The sequence below is a fragment of the Streptomyces boetiae genome (assembly GCF_031845405.1).
Classification (GTDB): Bacteria; Actinomycetota; Actinomycetes; order Streptomycetales; family Streptomycetaceae; genus Streptomyces; species Streptomyces boetiae.
Genome location: NZ_JAVREN010000052.1, coordinates 1 through 15,774, shown reverse-complemented (window position 1 = coordinate 15,774; position 15,774 = coordinate 1). Strand labels below are relative to the sequence as shown.

Here is a 15,774-nt window from a genome sequence, read left to right as displayed (position 1 = left end):
TGGCGCCTGATTCGGGTGCGCGGGCACAGCGAGTGGCCCCGCCGCACCGGCCATGGTAAGCGAGCTGCGGGAGCAGTGTCAGTGCTGTGTCAGTGCCGCCCCCTACGATGCGTCGCATGACTGCGGCATCCGTGGACCTGTCCGCCGACGAGGCACGCCGGATCGCGCTGCGCGCCCAGGGGCTGCTCGGCGCGCCCGACCGCCGGGCCGGGGTGCCCGGTGTGCTGCGGCGGCTGGGGGCCGTTCAGCTGGACACCATCTCGGTGCTGGCGCGCTCCCACGAGCTGCTGCCGTACGCCCGCCTCGGGGCCGTGCGGCGCGCGGCGGTGGAGTCGGCGTACTGGTCGGAAGGCCGCTCGTTCGAGTACTGGTCGCACGCCGCCTGCGTCCTGCCGATGGAGGAGTGGCCGCTGTTCGCCTTCCGCCGCCGGGCGTACCGGGCCCGCGACGGCTGGTGGCGCGAGGTCTCCCCGACGGCGTACGAGAAGGTGCTGGCCCGGCTGCGCGCCGAGGGCCCGCTGACGGCGACCGAGCTGGGCGGCGCGAAGAACGGCGGCCCGTGGTGGGACTGGAGCGAGACCAAGGTCGCGGTGGAGCGGGCCCTGGCGCTGGGGGACGTGGTCTGCACGGAGCGGCGCGGCTGGAAGCGGGTGTACGACCTGCCCGAGCGGGCCGTTCCGCAGGCGCTGCTTGGCGACGGCACGGAGGATGCCGAGTGCCTGCGGCGGCTGGTGGCGCGGGCCGGGGCGGCGCTGGGCGTGGCCACCCGCGCGGACCTGGCGGATTACCACCGGCTGACCCAGGCGCAGGTGGATTCGGTGGTGCGGGAGACCGGCCTGGTGCCGGTGAAGGTGGAGGGCTGGGGCGCGGCGGGGGCCTGGGCGGACCCCGGGGCGCTGGCCTCCCCGCCGCGCGGGCGGCACCGCACGACGCTGCTCTCGCCGTTCGACTCGCTGATCTGGGACCGGCCGCGGACGGAGCGGATATTCGGCTTCTTCCACCGCCTGGAGGCGTACGTGCCGCGCCCCAAGCGGGTCTACGGGTACTTCGCGATGCCCCTGCTGGCCGGCGGCCGGCTGCTGGGGCGGGTGGACCCGGCGCGGGAAGGACCGGTGCTCGTCGCCCGGCACGCCGCGTTCGAGGGCCCGCCCGCGCGGGCGGCCTCGGCGATACCCGCGATGGCCCAGGCCCTGGCGGAGGCGGCGGGCTGGGTGGGCTGCCCGGAGGTCCGGGTGGAACGCACGACCCCCGACGGGCTGCACGGGCCGCTCGACGCGGCGGTGCGCGCGCTGACCGGCTGAGCTGTTCGGCGCGGGGCCCGGGGCGGCCGTTCAGGCGGAGCCGAGGTCCAGGATCTTCTCGCGCATTGCGTAGACAACGGCCTCCATCCGGGAGTGCAGCTGCAGCTTCTCCAGGATGTTGCGCACGTGGTTCTTCACGGTGTTCTCGCTGATGAACAGCTCCTTGGCGATGTCCCGGTTGTTCCGCCCGGTGGCGACGAGCTTGAGGACCTCCAGCTCCCGGTCGGTCAGCTTCGGGGCGGGCACCAGCCGCCGCTCGTCCGTGCGCTGGATCAGCGCCTTGAACTCGGTGAGCAGCTTGGCCGCCATCGAGGGGCTGATCTGGGACTGGCCGTCCGCGACGGCGCGGATGGCGGCGGTGACCTCGTCGGTGGAGATCTCCTTGAGGAGGTAGCCGGTGGCGCCGGCCTTGATCGCGTCGTAGAGGTCGGCCTCCTCGTCGCTGATGGTCAGCATGATGATCCGGGCGCTGGGCGCGACCTCCTTGATGGAGGTGCACGCCTCGATCCCGCCCCTGCGGGGCATCCGCACGTCCATCAGCACGATGTCGGGCAGCAGGTCGGCGGCCTTCTCCACGGCCTCGGCGCCGTCGCCGGCCTCCCCGACGACCTCGATGTCCTCCTCCTGGGCCAGGACGATCTCCAGGCCGCGGCGGAAGAGCTCGTGGTCGTCGACGACGAGCACCCGGATCGGCTCCCGCGGCTGCCCCGCGGGGGGCGGCCCGCCGTCCTCGGCCTCCCGCCCGCCCCGCGCCATCGTGGGTCCGAAAGTGTCCACCGCCTGTCCCCCTGCCGGTCGTTCGCGCCTGATCGCTCCTCGGCCACCCCATGATTCCACGGGGTCCGCCCCGGCCGGGCCCGGGCGGCGGACCCGGCCGGAAACGTCCCGCGGAGCGCGCGCTCAGCCCCCCAGGCCGCCCCCGATGCCCCGCGGCGGGGCCTCGGTGGTGAAGGAGTCGGGCTCCGGCTCCAGGTGGATCAGGCCGTAGTCGTAGGCGTGGCGGCGGTAGACGACGCTGGGCAGCTTCGTGTCGGCGTCCACGAAGAGGTAGAAGTCGTGCCCCACCAGCTCCATCTCGTACAGGGCCTGGTCGAGCGACATGGGCGCGGCCCGGTGCGTCTTCTCCCGCACCACCAGCGGCCCGTCGCCCTCGACCACCATCGGGCCCAGGCGGCGCACCGGCGGCCGGTCCGCCTCGGCGGCGGGCCCGGCCTCGCCGTCCAGGGACGCCGTGCGGGCGTCCCGGGGCTCCTCGGGGGCGCCCAGCGGCGCGGTGTCGCGGACCACGGCGGCGACCTCGGCGGCGGGAATGCGGTCGCGGCCCCGGCGGCAGCGGCGCTTGTCGTGCTCCCTGCGCAGCCGGGACTCCAGCTTCTCCACGGCGAGGTCGAGGGCCGCGTAGGGGTCGGCGGCTGCGGCCTCGGCGCGCACCACGGGCCCGCGGTGCCGCATGGTGATCTCGACCCGGTCGGAACGGTCCGCCTGGCGCGGGTTGTGCTCCTTGGACACTTCCACGTCGAGGCGGGTCACCTTGCCGTCGATCCTCTGGATCTTCTCGAGCTTCAGCTTCTCGGCCACGTGCCGCCGGAATCGCTCCGGCACCTCGGTCTTGCGGCCCTTGACGACGATGTCCACGCTGAACTCCGTTCCCGGGCGCCCAGCGCTCGCGCGGGCGCCCTTGGTGCACTGGCAACCGGAAGGGCCGGTGTCCGCGGCCCGTCTCCGGCCTTACAACGGGGTGACGACTTCACCTCCTTCTCCCCCGGGAGAAAGATCAACATCCCCCGGGGACGCTCTCGGTGGAACGTGCCCCCTCGTGCACGTTTGCGGGGCTTTGCCCGTATCCTGCTCACCTTCGACGCTACCGCTCGACCCACCGGCACGGCACCCCTACTCGCCGGTAGATGGAATCCACCCGAACGAGGGACCCGCGACCACGGCCGCGCCGAGGACCAGCGCCCCGCCCACCCGCGCGGCCCGCGCCGCCTCGGCCAGCGAGGCACCCGTGGTCAGCACGTCGTCCACCAGCACCACCGGCTCCCCGGCGGAGAGCGCCCCGGGGCCCGCGGCCATCGCCCCGGCCAGGTTCGCCGCCCGCTCCCGGGCCCCGAGCCCCGCCTGGTCGGCCACCGCCCGGCACAGCCGCAACGCCGGCCTGACCCGCACCGCGAGCCCTTCCCGCCGCAGCCTCCCGGCCGCGGCCAGCGCCATCCGCCGCACCGGGTCGTGCCCCCGCCGGGCCACCGCGGCGCGCGTGGAGGGCACCGGCACCAGCCCGATCACCGGGCCGCGCGCCGCCCCGGCGCCCGCCGCCCGGACGGCCCCCGCCAGGGCGTTCCCCAGGGGCCTGGCCAGCGGCAGCGCCCCGCGCTCCTTGTGCGCCAGCAGCACGGCCCGCGCGGGGCCGGCGTAGGGAGCCGCCGCGTACACCGGCGGCAGCCCGCCCGGCTCGGGGACGGGCCGCACTCGCCGGGGCCGCGCCCCGGCCAGCGCGCGGCGGCAGCGCGGGCACAGCGGCTCGCGCCCCGTCCCGCAGCCCGCGCAGGTCACCGGCAGCACCAGGCCGCCCAGCTCGGTCCACCAGGCCACCCAGACCCGCCGCGCCTCCCGGGCGCCCCACGCCGCAGCCGTCCGCATGGGCACCACCGTGGCGCAGCGCGCACGGCGCCCGCAATGCCCCGAACGGCCGTATCCGCCGGACTCCGCGCGCCCCGCGCCCCCCTCGGCAGGAGTGGACCCCTCAGCCGGGGTAGACGGGCGCCGTTCCGCTCCCGGAGGTGGTGACCACCTTCCACTGCCCGTCCTGGAGGCGGGCGATCACCTCGTCGGCCTGCGCCACCACCAGCGGCTGGGACTCGTCCTCGGCCGCGGCGATCCCGGCGACCGAGGGCAGCCCGGGGACGGCCTGCACGTTCGAGGGTGAGCCGTCCGTCACGACGTACTGGAGCTGCTCGACGCCGTCCTCCGGCCGGCCCACGACCACCAGCCGGCTGCCCCCGGCCCAGGACGCGGCGACCACGTGGTCCAGCCGCGGGACGACCGTGGGCGGCACCCGAACCGTCACCGGCTCGTCCTCCTCGGCCCCCGAGCGCTCCACCCGGCCCAGGCGCAGCGTGGTGGCCTCCCCGTCCGAGACCAGCAGCGCGACGCGCACCCCGTCCGCGGCCAGCCGCAGGGCCTCGATGCGCTCTCCCTCCGCGAGCCCCGAGACCGGGACCTCCTCGACCGGGCCCTCGCCGCCGTCCAGGCGCAGCAGCCGCGGGTGCCGCGGGTCGCGGTCGGCCACCCACAGGTCGCCCAGGCCGTCCCAGCTCGGGGCGCTCAGCCCCTGATCCTCTCCGTCCGCCTCGCTGGTGACCGCGGCCTCGGGCTCGGGGTCGCCGGAGGCGGAGAGCGCCGCGACGTACAGCTCGCCGCCGTCGGCCGAGACGGCGGCGGCCCGGGCCCGGTCGCGGCTGACGGCGGCGCCGCGCAGCGGGACGTCCCCGCTGCCCAGCGGCCCGCTGACCGGCCTGGGGTCGGCGTCCTCGCCCGTCACCGAGACCAGGCGGCCGTCCTCGTCGATGAAGTAGGAGCGGTCCAGGCGCCCGTCGAGCAGTCCGGGGGCGTTCGCCTCGGCCCCGGCCTGGTCCAGCGTGCACAGCCGGGTGCCGTCCGCCGACAGCAGCCGTGTCTCCGAGACCCCGGCCGAGGTCAGGTTCTGGACGGTGTGCTGCACCTGGGCCGCCATCCGCTCGCAGCCCTGGTCCGGGTAGTCCGCCGGCATGCCCTCCAGCCACACGGACAGCACGCCCGAGTCGTCGATGCCCGGCGCCCGCCCGTCGGCCAGGGTCACCCCGCCGGGAACGGCCGTGATCACCACCGGGTCGTACCACTCGCTCGGCCCGTCCAGCAGGGCCTGGAGCGTCTCCCGGATGGGGTCGATGCGGCGCCTGACGTGCACCGGGTCCGGCACCAGCACCTTGCCGTCCACGCCCGCCGCGCGTTGCCCGCCCAGGTCCGCGTAGTAATAGGTGCCCGCGGAACGGTAGTTGCGGCGGAAGTCGGCCTCGGCCATGACCAGGCCGTCGGGCGCGTCGTCGATGCGCCACTCGCCCTCGACGCGCCGCAGCCGGAACGCCTCCTCGTAGGGGCCCTCGGCCGGGGCGTAGACGTGCGAGGAGTCCACGGAGGCCAGCAGCGTGCCGCTCAGGTTTACGCGCCCCTCCTCGCCCGGCGCGGTGGCCAGGGACAGCCCGGCCTCCAGCACGGTCGTTCCGGCGAAGGGGTCCCAGGACTCGGCCAGCCGCGGCGTCAGGTACTGCCGCGCGGTCTCGAACCGCACGTCGTCGCTGGTCACGGCCTCCAGGAAGCCACTGACGATCTGCTGCGCGCTCAGGCCGTCCTGCGGCGGGACCGCGTCCACCAGCACCTGCGGCTCGCCCTCGGCGGCCCGCGCGGAGGACTCCACCCGCTGCACGGGGCCGTTGTCGGGCATCGAGGCGCAGCCGCTCAGCAGCAGCCCGGCCGCCAGCAGGCCCGCCGCGCCGCGCCGCCGCCCGGCGCGCCCGCGCGCCAGGCGTGTTCCGTCAACGCCCACGGCGGCCCTCCGCGTCCCGGGACCCGGCCGCGCCCGCCTCGCCCGGCGCGGGCCGTTCGCCCGGCCGTTCGCCGTTTCGTGCGCCCGGCCGTTCGCCCCGCTGTTCCCCGGGGCGTCCACCCGGCCGCTCCGCCGGCCGTTCACCGTTGCGCTCCCCCGGCCGTTCGCCCCGGGCCTCCGCCTCCGCGCCGCGCGGCGTCCCGCCGCCAGCCCCGCCGCCAGCCCCGCCGGCAGCGGCACCGCCGCCGGCGGCCCGCGCCCGCCGGGCCCGCGAGTCCGGCGGCTCCAGCGGGATCGGCGAGCCGCGCAGCGGCCCGCCCACCGTCCGCGGCAGCGTCAGCCGGAACTGCGCCCCGCCCCCCGGCTCGCCCCACGCCTCCAGCCGCCCGCCGTGCAGGTGCGCGTCCTCCAGCGCGATCGACAGCCCCAACCCCGTGCCGCCCGTGGTCCGCGCCCGCGCCGGGTCGGCCCGCCAGAACCGGCTGAAGACCCGCTCCGCGTCCCCCGGGCGCAGCCCGATGCCGCGGTCCCGCACCGCGATGGCCACCGCCCCGCCCTCCTGACCGTCCGCCAGACGCACCGTCACGTCGCGCCCCTCGCCGTGCTCGATGGCGTTGACCACCAGGTTCCGCACCACCCGCTCGATCCGCCGCGGGTCCACCTCGGCCACCACCGGCAGGGCCGCGCCCTCCACGAGCAGCCGCCCGCCGCGCCGCTCCGCCAGCGGCTCGGCGCCCTCCACGACCCGGTGCACCACGTCCCGCAGATCCGTCTGCTCCGCCTCCAGCAGCGCCGCCCCGGCGTCGAAGCGGCTGATCTCCAGCAGGTCCGCCAGCAGCGACTCGAACCGGTCGAGCTGGCTCAGCAGCAGCTCGGCCGAGCGCGCCGTGGCCGCGTCGAAGTCCCCGCGCGCCTCGTGGATGACGTCCGCCGCCATCCGCACCGTCGTCAGCGGGGTGCGCAGCTCGTGCGAGACGTCCGAGACGAACCGCCGCTGCATCCGGGAGAGCTCCTCCAGCTGCTGGATCTGGAGCTGGAGCGAGCGGGCCATCTTGTTGAACGACTCGCCCAGGCGCGCGATGTCGTCCTCCCCCGAGACCTTCATCCGCTCCTGCAGCCGCCCCGCCGCCAGCCGCTCCGCGATCCGCGCCGCCATCCGCACCGGCGTGACGACCTGCCGCACCACCAGCCACGCGATCGCGCCCAGCAGCGCCACCACGAACACCCCGGCCGTGGCGATCGTGCCCGTGACCAGGCTCAGCGAGCGCTCCTCCTGCGTGAACGGGAAGAGGTAGTAGAGGTGGTACTGGTTGCCCGCGTTGTCCGTCAGCCGCCGCCCGACGATCACCCCGGCCTCGGCGCTGCCGTCGGGCCGGATGATCCTGCCGTACTGCCAGTGCGTGGCCGGGTCGGCGTCCAGCGCCTCGCGCAGCTCCTCGGGGATGCTGCTCTCCCACTCCACGTCCTGGGACTGCACCGGCGAGCGCGTCACCGAGCCGGGGGCGGGGGCCAGCGAGGGTCCCGAGGGCCGCACGGGCAGGGCCACGATGGAGAAGACGCCCTGGCCGCCGCTGGCGAGCTGCCCGACCAGCCCGGTCATCCAGTTGCTGCTGATGCCCGTCTGCTGCCCGGCGCCCGGCTCCCCGGTGTCCCCGCCGTCCGCGGCCAGCTCCGCCGCGACGGAGAACCCGCCCTCGGCCTGGCTCTGCGCCGCCTGCCGCTTGGCCTCCAGCAGGCCGTTGCGCACCTGCCCGATCACCACGATGCCCAGCACCAGCACGACGGCCAGCGACAGCAGGAGGGTGCTGGCGACCACCCGCAGCTGGATGTTCCGCCGCCACAGCCGGCGCAACGACAGCAGCGGGCCGCGCGCCCAGCGGCCGAAGATCCGGATGGCGGGCTGCGCCCGGCCGGTCGTCGCCCCCTCGGGCAGCAGCCGCGGGCTGTGCCACCACACCCGGTCGGTCACCTCAGCCGGCCCCGGCCTTGTAGCCGACGCCGCGCACGGTCACCACGATCTCGGGACGCTCCGGGTCCCGCTCCACCTTCGAACGCAGCCGCTGCACGTGGACGTTCACCAGCCGGGTGTCCGCCGCGTGCCGGTATCCCCACACCTGCTCCAGCAGCACCTCGCGGGTGAAGACCTGCCACGGCTTGCGCGCCAGCGCCACCAGCAGGTCGAACTCCAGCGGGGTGAGCGAGATGGTCTGGCTGCCGCGCTTCACCGAGTGCCCGGCCACGTCGATGACCAGGTCCCCGATGGCGAGCTGCTCCGGCGCGGGCTCCTCGGAGCGCCGCAGCCGCGCGCGGATGCGGGCGATCAGCTCCTTGGGCTTGAACGGCTTGACGATGTAGTCGTCCGCGCCGGACTCCAGGCCCACGACCACGTCCACCGTGTCGCTCTTGGCCGTGAGCATGACGATGGGCACGCCCGACTCGCCCCGGATCAGCCGGCACACCTCGATTCCGTCCCGGCCCGGCAGCATCAGGTCCAGCAGCACCAGGTCGGGCTTGATCTCGCGGAAAGCGGCCAGCGCCTTGTCCCCGTCGGCCACGAAGGACGGCTCGAACCCCTCTCCGCGCAGCACGATGCCGAGCATCTCCGCCAGAGCGGTGTCGTCGTCGACGACGAGTACGCGTCCTTTCATGACCTCATCATCCCATCCCCTGATCCTGACTCCGCCCGGAACTCCGGCGGACGTGCGGCCGTCGCGCGGCTGCCGGGCGCCGCCTCCCGCGCCGGGGGAACGGCCCCGCCGGCCGCGGGACCCGCCGCGGCGCAGACCGCGGCGAGGGCGGCCCGGCCGACCGGCGAGACCACGCCCCGCTCGGTGACGATCGCCGTCACCAGCTCGGGCGGCGTCACGTCGAACGCCGGGTTGTACGCCTGAGCGCCCACCGGGGCCACGCGCGCCCCCGGGCGCACGTGCGTGACCTCCTCGCCCGGCCGCTGCTCGATGCGGATGGCGCCGCCGTCGGGCGTCGCCGGGTCCACGGTGCTCACGGGCGCGACCACCACGAACGGTACCCCGTGGTGCCGGGCCAGCACGGCCAGCGGATAGCTGCCGACCTTGTTCGCCACCGAGCCGTCGGCCGCGATCCGGTCCGCGCCGATCAGCACCGCGTCCACCTCGCCCGCCGCGAACAGCGACCCGGCCGCCGCGTCCGCCAGCACCGCGAACGGCATCCCCGCCCGCGCGGCCTCGAACGCCGTCAGCCGCGCCCCCTGAAGCAGCGGCCGGGTCTCGTCCACCCACAGCCGCCGCAGCTCACCCGCCCGGTGCGCCGCGCCCACCACCGCCAGGGCCGTTCCCCGCCCGCCCGAGACCAGCGCCCCGGTGTTGCAGTGGGTCAGCAGCCGGTACCCGCCGCCCGGCACCAGCTCGCCCAGCAGCGCGCGCCCGAGGTCCGCCATCCGCACGCTGGCCTCGGCGTCCTCACGGTGCAACGCCCGCGCCTCCGCCAGCGCCGCCGCCGCGGCCGTCGGCCCCTCCCCTCCCGCCGCCCGGTGGGCCGCCAGCGCCCGCCCGACCCCGTACGCCAGGTTCACGGCCGTGGGCCTGGCCTCCGCCAGCCGCCGCGCCGCCTCCCGCACGTCGTAGCCGCGGGCCGCCGCCAGCGCCACCCCGTACGCCCCGGCCAGGCCCAGCACCGGGGCCCCGCGCACGGCGAGCGACCGGATCGCGGCCACCAGGCCGTCCACGTCCGTGCAAGCCAGCTCGGCCTCCTCGTCGGGGAGCCGGGTCTGGTCGAGCAGGATCACCACCGGCCCGTCGGGGGGCTCGGCCCAGCGCAGCGGCGCGAGAGGGAGATCGTCCGGTTCAGCCATTGGCACAGTGTGCCCGCCTTCCCCCGGCCGGGAGAAGCCGGGAGGGACCGGGAGCCCGCGGCCACCGCCACGACGCGCCCGGCGGGGCCCCGTGGCACGATGGGCCACAACGGACGGCACAAAGGCGCGACGTACGCACGCGTACGCAGCGACCGCCTGAGCAGCGACGGAGGAGACCACCGTGAGCGACTCGCCGGGCTGGGCCTCGCCCGGATCCCCGCCCCCCGACGAGGGCGGGCGCGACCGCGCGCCCGACGAGCAGCCCGCCTCACCCCCGCCCGCGCCGCCGTCCCTGGACAAGCGGGAGAACGCCCCGGGCCCGGCCCCGGAGCACCAGCCCGCGCCGCAGCCCCAGCAGCCCCCGGCGCCCGAGCAGCAGCAGGGCTGGCAGGCCGTGCCCCCGCCGGCGCACCCGCAGCAGCCCCACCCGCAGCAGCAGGGCTGGGGCGGCGCCCCGCAGGGCTGGGGGCAGCAGGGCTGGGGCCACCAGCCGCCCCCCGGCGCCGGCTACCCGCAGCACCCCCAGCAGTGGCAGCAGTACCCCCAGCCCCAGCACCCCGGCTGGGGCGGCGGCCCCGCCGGAGGGGGCGGCTGGCAACCCTACCCCTGGGTCGCCAAGCCCGGCGTCATCCCGCTGCGCCCCCTGGGCATCGGCGAGATACTCGACGGCGCGGTCTCCACCACCCGCGCCCACTGGCGCACCGCCCTGGCCATAGCCCTGGGCATCGCCATCCTGACCCAGCTCGCCGCCACCATCGCCACCCGCCTGTGGCTCAGCGACAGCTCCGGGCTGCAGGCCGTCCAGGACAACCCCAACCCCACCGACGAGGAGCTGCGCGACGCCTTCGCGGACCTCGCCGGCTTCCTCTCCCTGGCCGGGATCGTCAGCATCCTGGGCACCGTGCTGGCCACGGCCATGCTCACCATCGTGGTCAGCCGCGCCGTCCTGGGCCGCTCCGTCACCTTCGCCGAGGCCTGGCAGGACTCCCGCAGCCGCCTGATGCGCCTGCTGGCCGTCGCCCTCCTCGTGCCGCTGATCTTCGCCGCCGCCGTCGCCGTGCCCCTGCTGATCGGCGCGGCCACCGGCGTCGTCGCCCTCGTCGTTCTGCTGACCCTCGGCGGCCTGGTCGCGGGCGTCTGGCTGTGGGTCCTCTTCTCCCTCGCCGCACCCGCCCTGATGCTCGAACGCCAGGGCGTGTTCGCCGCCCTGCGCCGCTCCGCCAAGCTGGTCCGCGGCTCCTGGTGGCGCGTCTTCGGCGTGCAACTCCTCGTCATGGTCCTGCTGTTCATCGTCTCCGGCATCATCGAGTTCCCCACCTCGGCGCTGGCCGCAGTCATCGCCGGGGACGGCGCCGGCAGCTTCCTTGAGGGCACCAACGAGCTGACCTGGACCTACCTGGCGATCTCCGGCATCGGGGCGGTCGTGGCCACCACCATCACCCTGCCCATCAGCGCCGGCGTCACCGCCCTCCTCTACATCGACCAGCGCATCCGCCGCGAGGCCCTGGACCTGGAGCTGGCCCGCGCCGCCGGCGTCGCCACACCTCAGCAGGGCGGCTGAGGCATGGCGCTGCCGGCCACCGAGGACCCCACGGGCCCGCCCGTGGTCGTGGGCCGCACCCCCGCCCGCGAGGAGGCGGAACGCGAGCTGTCCCGCCGGATCTACGCCGAGCACGAGCCCGGCCCGGCCCGCCGCCTGTGGAACTGGCTGTGGGACCACATCTTCGGCGTCCTTGAGGAGGCCGCCTTCGGCACCCCCGGCGGCTGGCTCGGCCTCCTGGTCATCGCGCTGCTGATCACCGCCCTCCTCGTGGCCCTGCGCCTGCGCCTCGGCGCCCTGCGCACCGCCGCCGGACCCGGCCGCACCGGCGGCCTCTTCGCCGACGACCGGCCCCGCACCGCGGCCGAACACCGCGCCGCCGCCGCCGCGCACGCCGCGGCCCAACGCTGGACGCCGGCCGTCCAGGAACGCCTGCGCGCCGTCGTCCGCTCCCTCGAGGAACGCGCCCTGCTGGAGCCGCGCCCCGGCCGCACCGCGAACGAGGCCGCCGCCGAGGCGGCCCGCCCCATGCCCGGCCACGCCCAGGCCCTGCGTTCCGCCGCCGCCCGCTTCGACGCCGTCACCTACGGCGGGCGCGCCGCCGACGCCGAGGACTACCGGACCCTTTCCGAGCTGGACGAGGCCCTGCTGCGCACCCGCCCCGCCCTCGACCCGGCCGCGCCCGCCTGGACGGCCCCGTGACCGCCCCGGCCCCCGCCGGCCCCGAACCGGCCGCCACCACCGGCGTTGCCCCGGACGTTCCGGCCGACGCCTCCCCGCCCCCCGACGCCCCGGCGGGAACGGCCGTCTCCCCCACCGCCCGCCAGCTCTGGCGCCGCGGGCGCGGTCTCCTGATCGCCCTGGCCCTTCTCGTCGTCACCGGTCTCCTCATCGCCCTCCTCACCTCCGGCGAGAGCGCCGCCCTCCACCCCCGCTCCGCCGCCCAGAACGGCAGCCGCGCCGTCGCCGAACTCCTCGCCGGCCACGGCGTGCGCACCACCCTGGCCACCACCGCCGACGAGGCCGCCCGCGCCGCCGGACCCGGCACCACGCTGCTGATCGCCCGCCCCGACGCCCTCACCGACCGCGCCCGCGACACCCTCGCCCGCGCCGCCGGCGCCGAGGGCGCCCGCACCGTGCTGATCGCCCCCGCCCAGGACGCCCTCGACGCCTTCGCCCCCGGCGTCCTGGCCGCCGCCCCCGCGCCCGCGCAGGAACGCGAGCCCCGCTGCGCCGAGGACGCCCCCCGCCGCGCCGGCAGCGCCCGCCTCGGCGGCTACCGCTACGCCGTGCCCCCCGGCCAGGACACCAACGCCGGCTGCTACCCCGCCGACGGCCTGCCCACCCTCGTCACCCTCCCCCGCGAGGGCGGCGGGGCCGTCGTCCTCATGGGAACGCCCGAGCCGCTGTACAACGAGCACCTGGACGAGGACGGCAACGCCTCCCTCGCCCTCCAGCTCCTCGGCGCCCACGCCGAGCTGGTCTGGTACCTGCCCTCCGGCCAGGACGCCCCCGAAGGCGGGGACGGCCTCCTGTCCCTGGTGGACCCCGGCTGGCGCTGGGCCACCCTCCAGCTCGCCATCGCCGCCGCCCTGGCCGCCCTCTGGCGCGGGCGCCGCCTCGGCCCCGTCGTTCCCGAGGCGCTGCCCGTCGTCGTCCCGGCGGCCGAGACCACCGAGGGCCACGCCCGCCTCTACCACCGGGCCGGCGCGCGCGACCGGGCCGCCGCCGCCCTGCGCGCCGCCGCACGCGCCCGGCTCGCACCCCTCGTCGGCCTCCCCCCGGCCGCCGCCCACGCCCCCGAGACGCTCCCGGGCGCCGTCGCCGCGCACACCGGGGACGCCCCGCCCGAACTCACGGCGCTCCTCTTCGGCCCGCCCCCGCGCGACGACCAGGCGCTGATCCGCCTCGCCGACGCGCTCGACGCCCTCGAACGCCGCGTCGCCGCGACCGGGACCCCGGACCCCGACGCGACGCGCTGAAAGCCACGCCGACCGACACCCCAGAGACCGAACCGACCCGAAAGGCCAGGCCCCAGCCCGTGACCTCCCCGACCCAAGGCGGCCCGCACGCCGCCCTGACCGCCGTCCGCGGCGAGATCGCCAAGGCGGTCGTCGGCCAGGACGCCGCCGTCACCGGACTGGTCGTCGCCCTGCTGTGCCGCGGCCACGTCCTCCTCGAAGGCGTCCCCGGCGTCGCCAAGACCCTCCTGGTCCGCGCCCTCGCCGCCACCCTCGAACTGGGCACCAAACGCGTGCAGTTCACCCCGGACCTGATGCCCAGCGACGTCACCGGCTCCCTGGTCTACGACGCCCGCACCGCCGAGTTCTCCTTCCAGCCCGGCCCGGTCTTCACCCACCTCCTGCTGGCGGACGAGATCAACCGCACGCCCCCCAAGACCCAGGCCTCGCTGCTGGAGGCCATGGAGGAGCGGCAGGTCACCGTGGACGGCGTGCCGCGCCCCCTGCCGGAGCCGTTCCTGGTGGCCGCCACGCAGAACCCCATCGAGTACGAGGGCACCTACCCGCTGCCCGAGGCCCAGCTGGACCGCTTCCTGCTGAAGCTCAACCTCCCGCTACCCGCCCGCGAGCAGGAGATCGACGTCCTCACCCGCCACGCGGAGGGTTTCGACCCCCGCGACCTGGCCGCCGCCGGGCTGCGCGCCGTCGCCGGCCCCGAGGACCTGGCCGCCGCCCGCGCCTCCGTCGCCAAGGTCTCCCTCGCCCCCGAGGTCACCGGCTACATCGTCGACCTGTGCCGCGCCACCCGCGAATCGCCCTCGTTCTCCCTGGGCGCCTCCCCGCGGGGCGCCACCGCGCTGCTGAACACGGCCCGCGCCTGGGCCTGGCTCTCCGGCCGCGACTACGTCATCCCGGACGACGTGAAGACGCTGGCCCTGCCCACCCTGCGGCACCGGGTCCGCCTGCGCCCGGAGGCCGAGATGGAGGGCGTCACCGCCGACTCGGTGCTCAACGGCCTCCTCGCCCGCGTGCCGGTCCCCCGCTGATGGCGCTGACCGGCCGCACGGCCCTGCTCGCCGCGCTCGGCGCCCTCGTCGTCGGCGCCCTGCCCGGCTGGCACGGCATCCTCGCCGTGGCCGTGCCCCTGCTGGCCGCCGTCCTCCTCGACCTCTGGCTGGCCGCCCCGGTCCGGGGGCTGCGGATCGAGCGCTCCGGCGCGACCAGCGTCCGGCTCGGCGAGGACGCCCCCGTGCACCTGACGGTGACCAACCCCTCCGGCCGCCCGCTCCGCGCGGACCTGCGCGACGCCTGGCCGCCCAGTAGCTGGCGGCCGGGCACCTCCTTCGCCGCCTCCCGGCACCGGCTGGACGCTCCCGCGGGAGAACGCCGCCGGCTGACCACCGTCCTCGGCCCGACCCGCCGCGGCGACCACCGCCCGGTGCGGGTGACGGTCCGCTCGTACGGCCCCCTCGGGCTGGCCGCGCGCCAGGGCGGGCACGACGTGCCGTGGGTGCTGCGCGTCCTGCCGCCCTTCGCCAGCCGCAAGCACCTGCCGGCCAAGCTCGCCCGCCTGCGGGAGCTGGACGGCCGCACGACCCTGCTGACCCGCGGCGAGGGCACCGAGTTCGACAGCCTGCGGGCCTACGTTCCCGGGGACGACGTGCGGTCCATCGACTGGCGCGCAACGGCCCGGCAGTCGAGCCTGGCCGTCCGCACGTGGCGGCCGGAGCGCGACCGGCACCTGGTGCTGGTCCTGGACACCGGCCGCACCTTGGCGGGCCGGGTGGGCGACATCCCCCGGCTCGACGCGGCCATGGACGCGGCACTGCTGCTCACCGCCCTGGCCACGCAGGCCGGGGACCGCGTGGACCTGCTGGCGTTCGACCGGACGACGCGTGCCTCGGTGCGCGGCCGGACGGGGCGCGACATCCTCCCGGCGGCGGTGGAGGCGATGACGACGCTTCAGCCGGCGCTGGTGGAGACGGACACCCGGGCGATGGCCTCGGCCGCGCTGGCCGGGGCGCCCCGGCGCTCGCTGATCGTGCTCTTCACCGGCCTGGACGCGGCCCCCGTGGAGTCCGGACTCCTGCCGGTGCTTCCGCAGTTGACGCGCCGCCACACCGTGCTGGTGGCCTCCGTCGCGGACCCGCGCATCTCCGAGATGGCCGGTGCCCGGGGCACCGCCCCCGCCGTGTACGAGGCCGCGGCGGCGGCCCAGCACCAGGCGGAGCGCGAACGCACCTCCGCGCACCTCCGCAGCCTCGGCGTCACCGTTGTCGAGGCACCCCCCGAGGACCTCCCGCCGGCCGTCGCGGACGCCTACCTGGCCCTCAAGGCGAGCGGCCGGCTCTGAACGGGATGGTCCGAACGGGACGGGTGGAAATGCAAAACGGGAGAGGCCCGCTGGCGTATTCCAGCGGGCCTCTCCCGTTCACCTTCTTCAATATTTGTCCGGCGGTGTCCTACTCTCCCACACGGTCCCCCATGCAGTACCATCGGCGCTGGAAAGCTTAGCTTCCGGGTTCGGAATGTAACCGGGCGTTTCCTCTCCGCCATGACCACCG

13 protein-coding genes and 1 rRNA gene are annotated in these 15,774 nt (G+C 76.6%); 6 read left to right on the top strand and 8 right to left on the bottom strand.

Annotated elements, in window-relative coordinates; translation table 11 throughout:
- The first annotated feature begins 116 nt into the window (after positions 1 to 116).
- A complete protein-coding gene (locus RM780_RS23990) occupies positions 117 to 1,301 on the top strand; it encodes a winged helix-turn-helix domain-containing protein (protein ID WP_311632964.1) in 1,185 nt (394 codons plus the stop codon).
- A 30-nt stretch (positions 1,302 to 1,331) separates the two neighbouring features.
- On the opposite strand, the gene RM780_RS23985 is transcribed toward RM780_RS23990, so the two are convergent.
- The 7 genes from RM780_RS23985 to mtnA all read right to left on the bottom strand — a co-directional run bounded on the left by RM780_RS23985 (position 1,332) and on the right by mtnA (position 9,709).
- A complete protein-coding gene (locus RM780_RS23985) occupies positions 1,332 to 2,057 on the bottom strand; it encodes a response regulator transcription factor (RefSeq protein WP_311632976.1) in 726 nt (241 codons plus the stop codon).
- Between the two features lie 144 nt (positions 2,058 to 2,201).
- Positions 2,202 to 2,936: a ribosome hibernation-promoting factor, HPF/YfiA family gene (hpf, locus tag RM780_RS23980; RefSeq protein WP_311632963.1), complete on the bottom strand. Its 735-nt coding sequence runs from the start codon at positions 2,934 to 2,936 to the stop codon at positions 2,202 to 2,204.
- 255 nt (positions 2,937 to 3,191) lie between these two features.
- Positions 3,192 to 3,938 (bottom strand): ComF family protein, encoded by a 747-nt coding sequence (locus tag RM780_RS23975; protein ID WP_311632962.1) that lies wholly within the window; start codon positions 3,936 to 3,938, stop codon positions 3,192 to 3,194.
- A gap of 103 nt (positions 3,939 to 4,041) precedes the next feature.
- On the bottom strand, positions 4,042 to 5,880 hold the full coding sequence (locus RM780_RS23970) for an LpqB family beta-propeller domain-containing protein (RefSeq protein ID WP_311632961.1): 1,839 nt from the start codon (positions 5,878 to 5,880) through the stop codon (positions 4,042 to 4,044).
- On the bottom strand, positions 5,870 to 7,849 hold the full coding sequence (gene mtrB, locus RM780_RS23965; RefSeq protein WP_311632960.1) for an MtrAB system histidine kinase MtrB: 1,980 nt from the start codon (positions 7,847 to 7,849) through the stop codon (positions 5,870 to 5,872). The genes RM780_RS23970 and mtrB overlap by 11 nt, the downstream gene beginning before the upstream one ends.
- Before the next feature lies 1 nt (position 7,850).
- Positions 7,851 to 8,528 (bottom strand): two-component system response regulator MtrA, encoded by a 678-nt coding sequence (gene mtrA / locus RM780_RS23960; RefSeq protein ID WP_311632959.1) that lies wholly within the window; start codon positions 8,526 to 8,528, stop codon positions 7,851 to 7,853.
- Positions 8,525 to 9,709 (bottom strand): S-methyl-5-thioribose-1-phosphate isomerase, encoded by a 1,185-nt coding sequence (gene mtnA, locus RM780_RS23955; protein WP_311632958.1) that lies wholly within the window; start codon positions 9,707 to 9,709, stop codon positions 8,525 to 8,527. The genes mtrA and mtnA overlap by 4 nt, the downstream gene beginning before the upstream one ends.
- A 181-nt stretch (positions 9,710 to 9,890) precedes the next feature.
- On the opposite strand from mtnA, the gene RM780_RS23950 reads away from it, so the two are divergent.
- From RM780_RS23950 to RM780_RS23930, 5 genes are read left to right on the top strand one after another with little or no spacing between them, the layout of a single operon-like run.
- The gene (locus RM780_RS23950) at positions 9,891 to 11,270 is read left to right on the top strand and encodes a DUF7544 domain-containing protein (protein WP_311632957.1); all 1,380 of its coding nucleotides are present in this window, start codon (positions 9,891 to 9,893) and stop codon (positions 11,268 to 11,270) included.
- A gap of 3 nt (positions 11,271 to 11,273) precedes the next feature.
- Positions 11,274 to 11,951: a DUF4129 domain-containing protein gene (locus tag RM780_RS23945; protein ID WP_311632956.1), complete on the top strand. Its 678-nt coding sequence runs from the start codon at positions 11,274 to 11,276 to the stop codon at positions 11,949 to 11,951.
- Entirely contained in the window at positions 11,948 to 13,231 is a 1,284-nt protein-coding gene (locus RM780_RS23940) for a DUF4350 domain-containing protein (RefSeq protein ID WP_311632955.1), read from the top strand. The genes RM780_RS23945 and RM780_RS23940 overlap by 4 nt, the downstream gene beginning before the upstream one ends.
- A 59-nt stretch (positions 13,232 to 13,290) precedes the next feature.
- Positions 13,291 to 14,256, top strand: a complete 966-nt coding sequence (locus RM780_RS23935; RefSeq protein WP_311632954.1) for an AAA family ATPase — start codon at positions 13,291 to 13,293, stop codon at positions 14,254 to 14,256.
- Positions 14,256 to 15,563 carry a DUF58 domain-containing protein gene (locus RM780_RS23930; protein WP_311632953.1) on the top strand — a complete coding sequence of 436 codons (1,308 nt, stop codon included), beginning with the start codon at positions 14,256 to 14,258 and terminating at the stop codon, positions 15,561 to 15,563. Before RM780_RS23935 ends, RM780_RS23930 begins: the two co-directional genes overlap by 1 nt.
- Before the next feature lie 96 nt (positions 15,564 to 15,659).
- Here the strand turns inward: RM780_RS23930 and rrf are convergent.
- Positions 15,660 to 15,774, bottom strand: a 5S ribosomal RNA gene (rrf, locus tag RM780_RS23925); the annotation flags it as partial.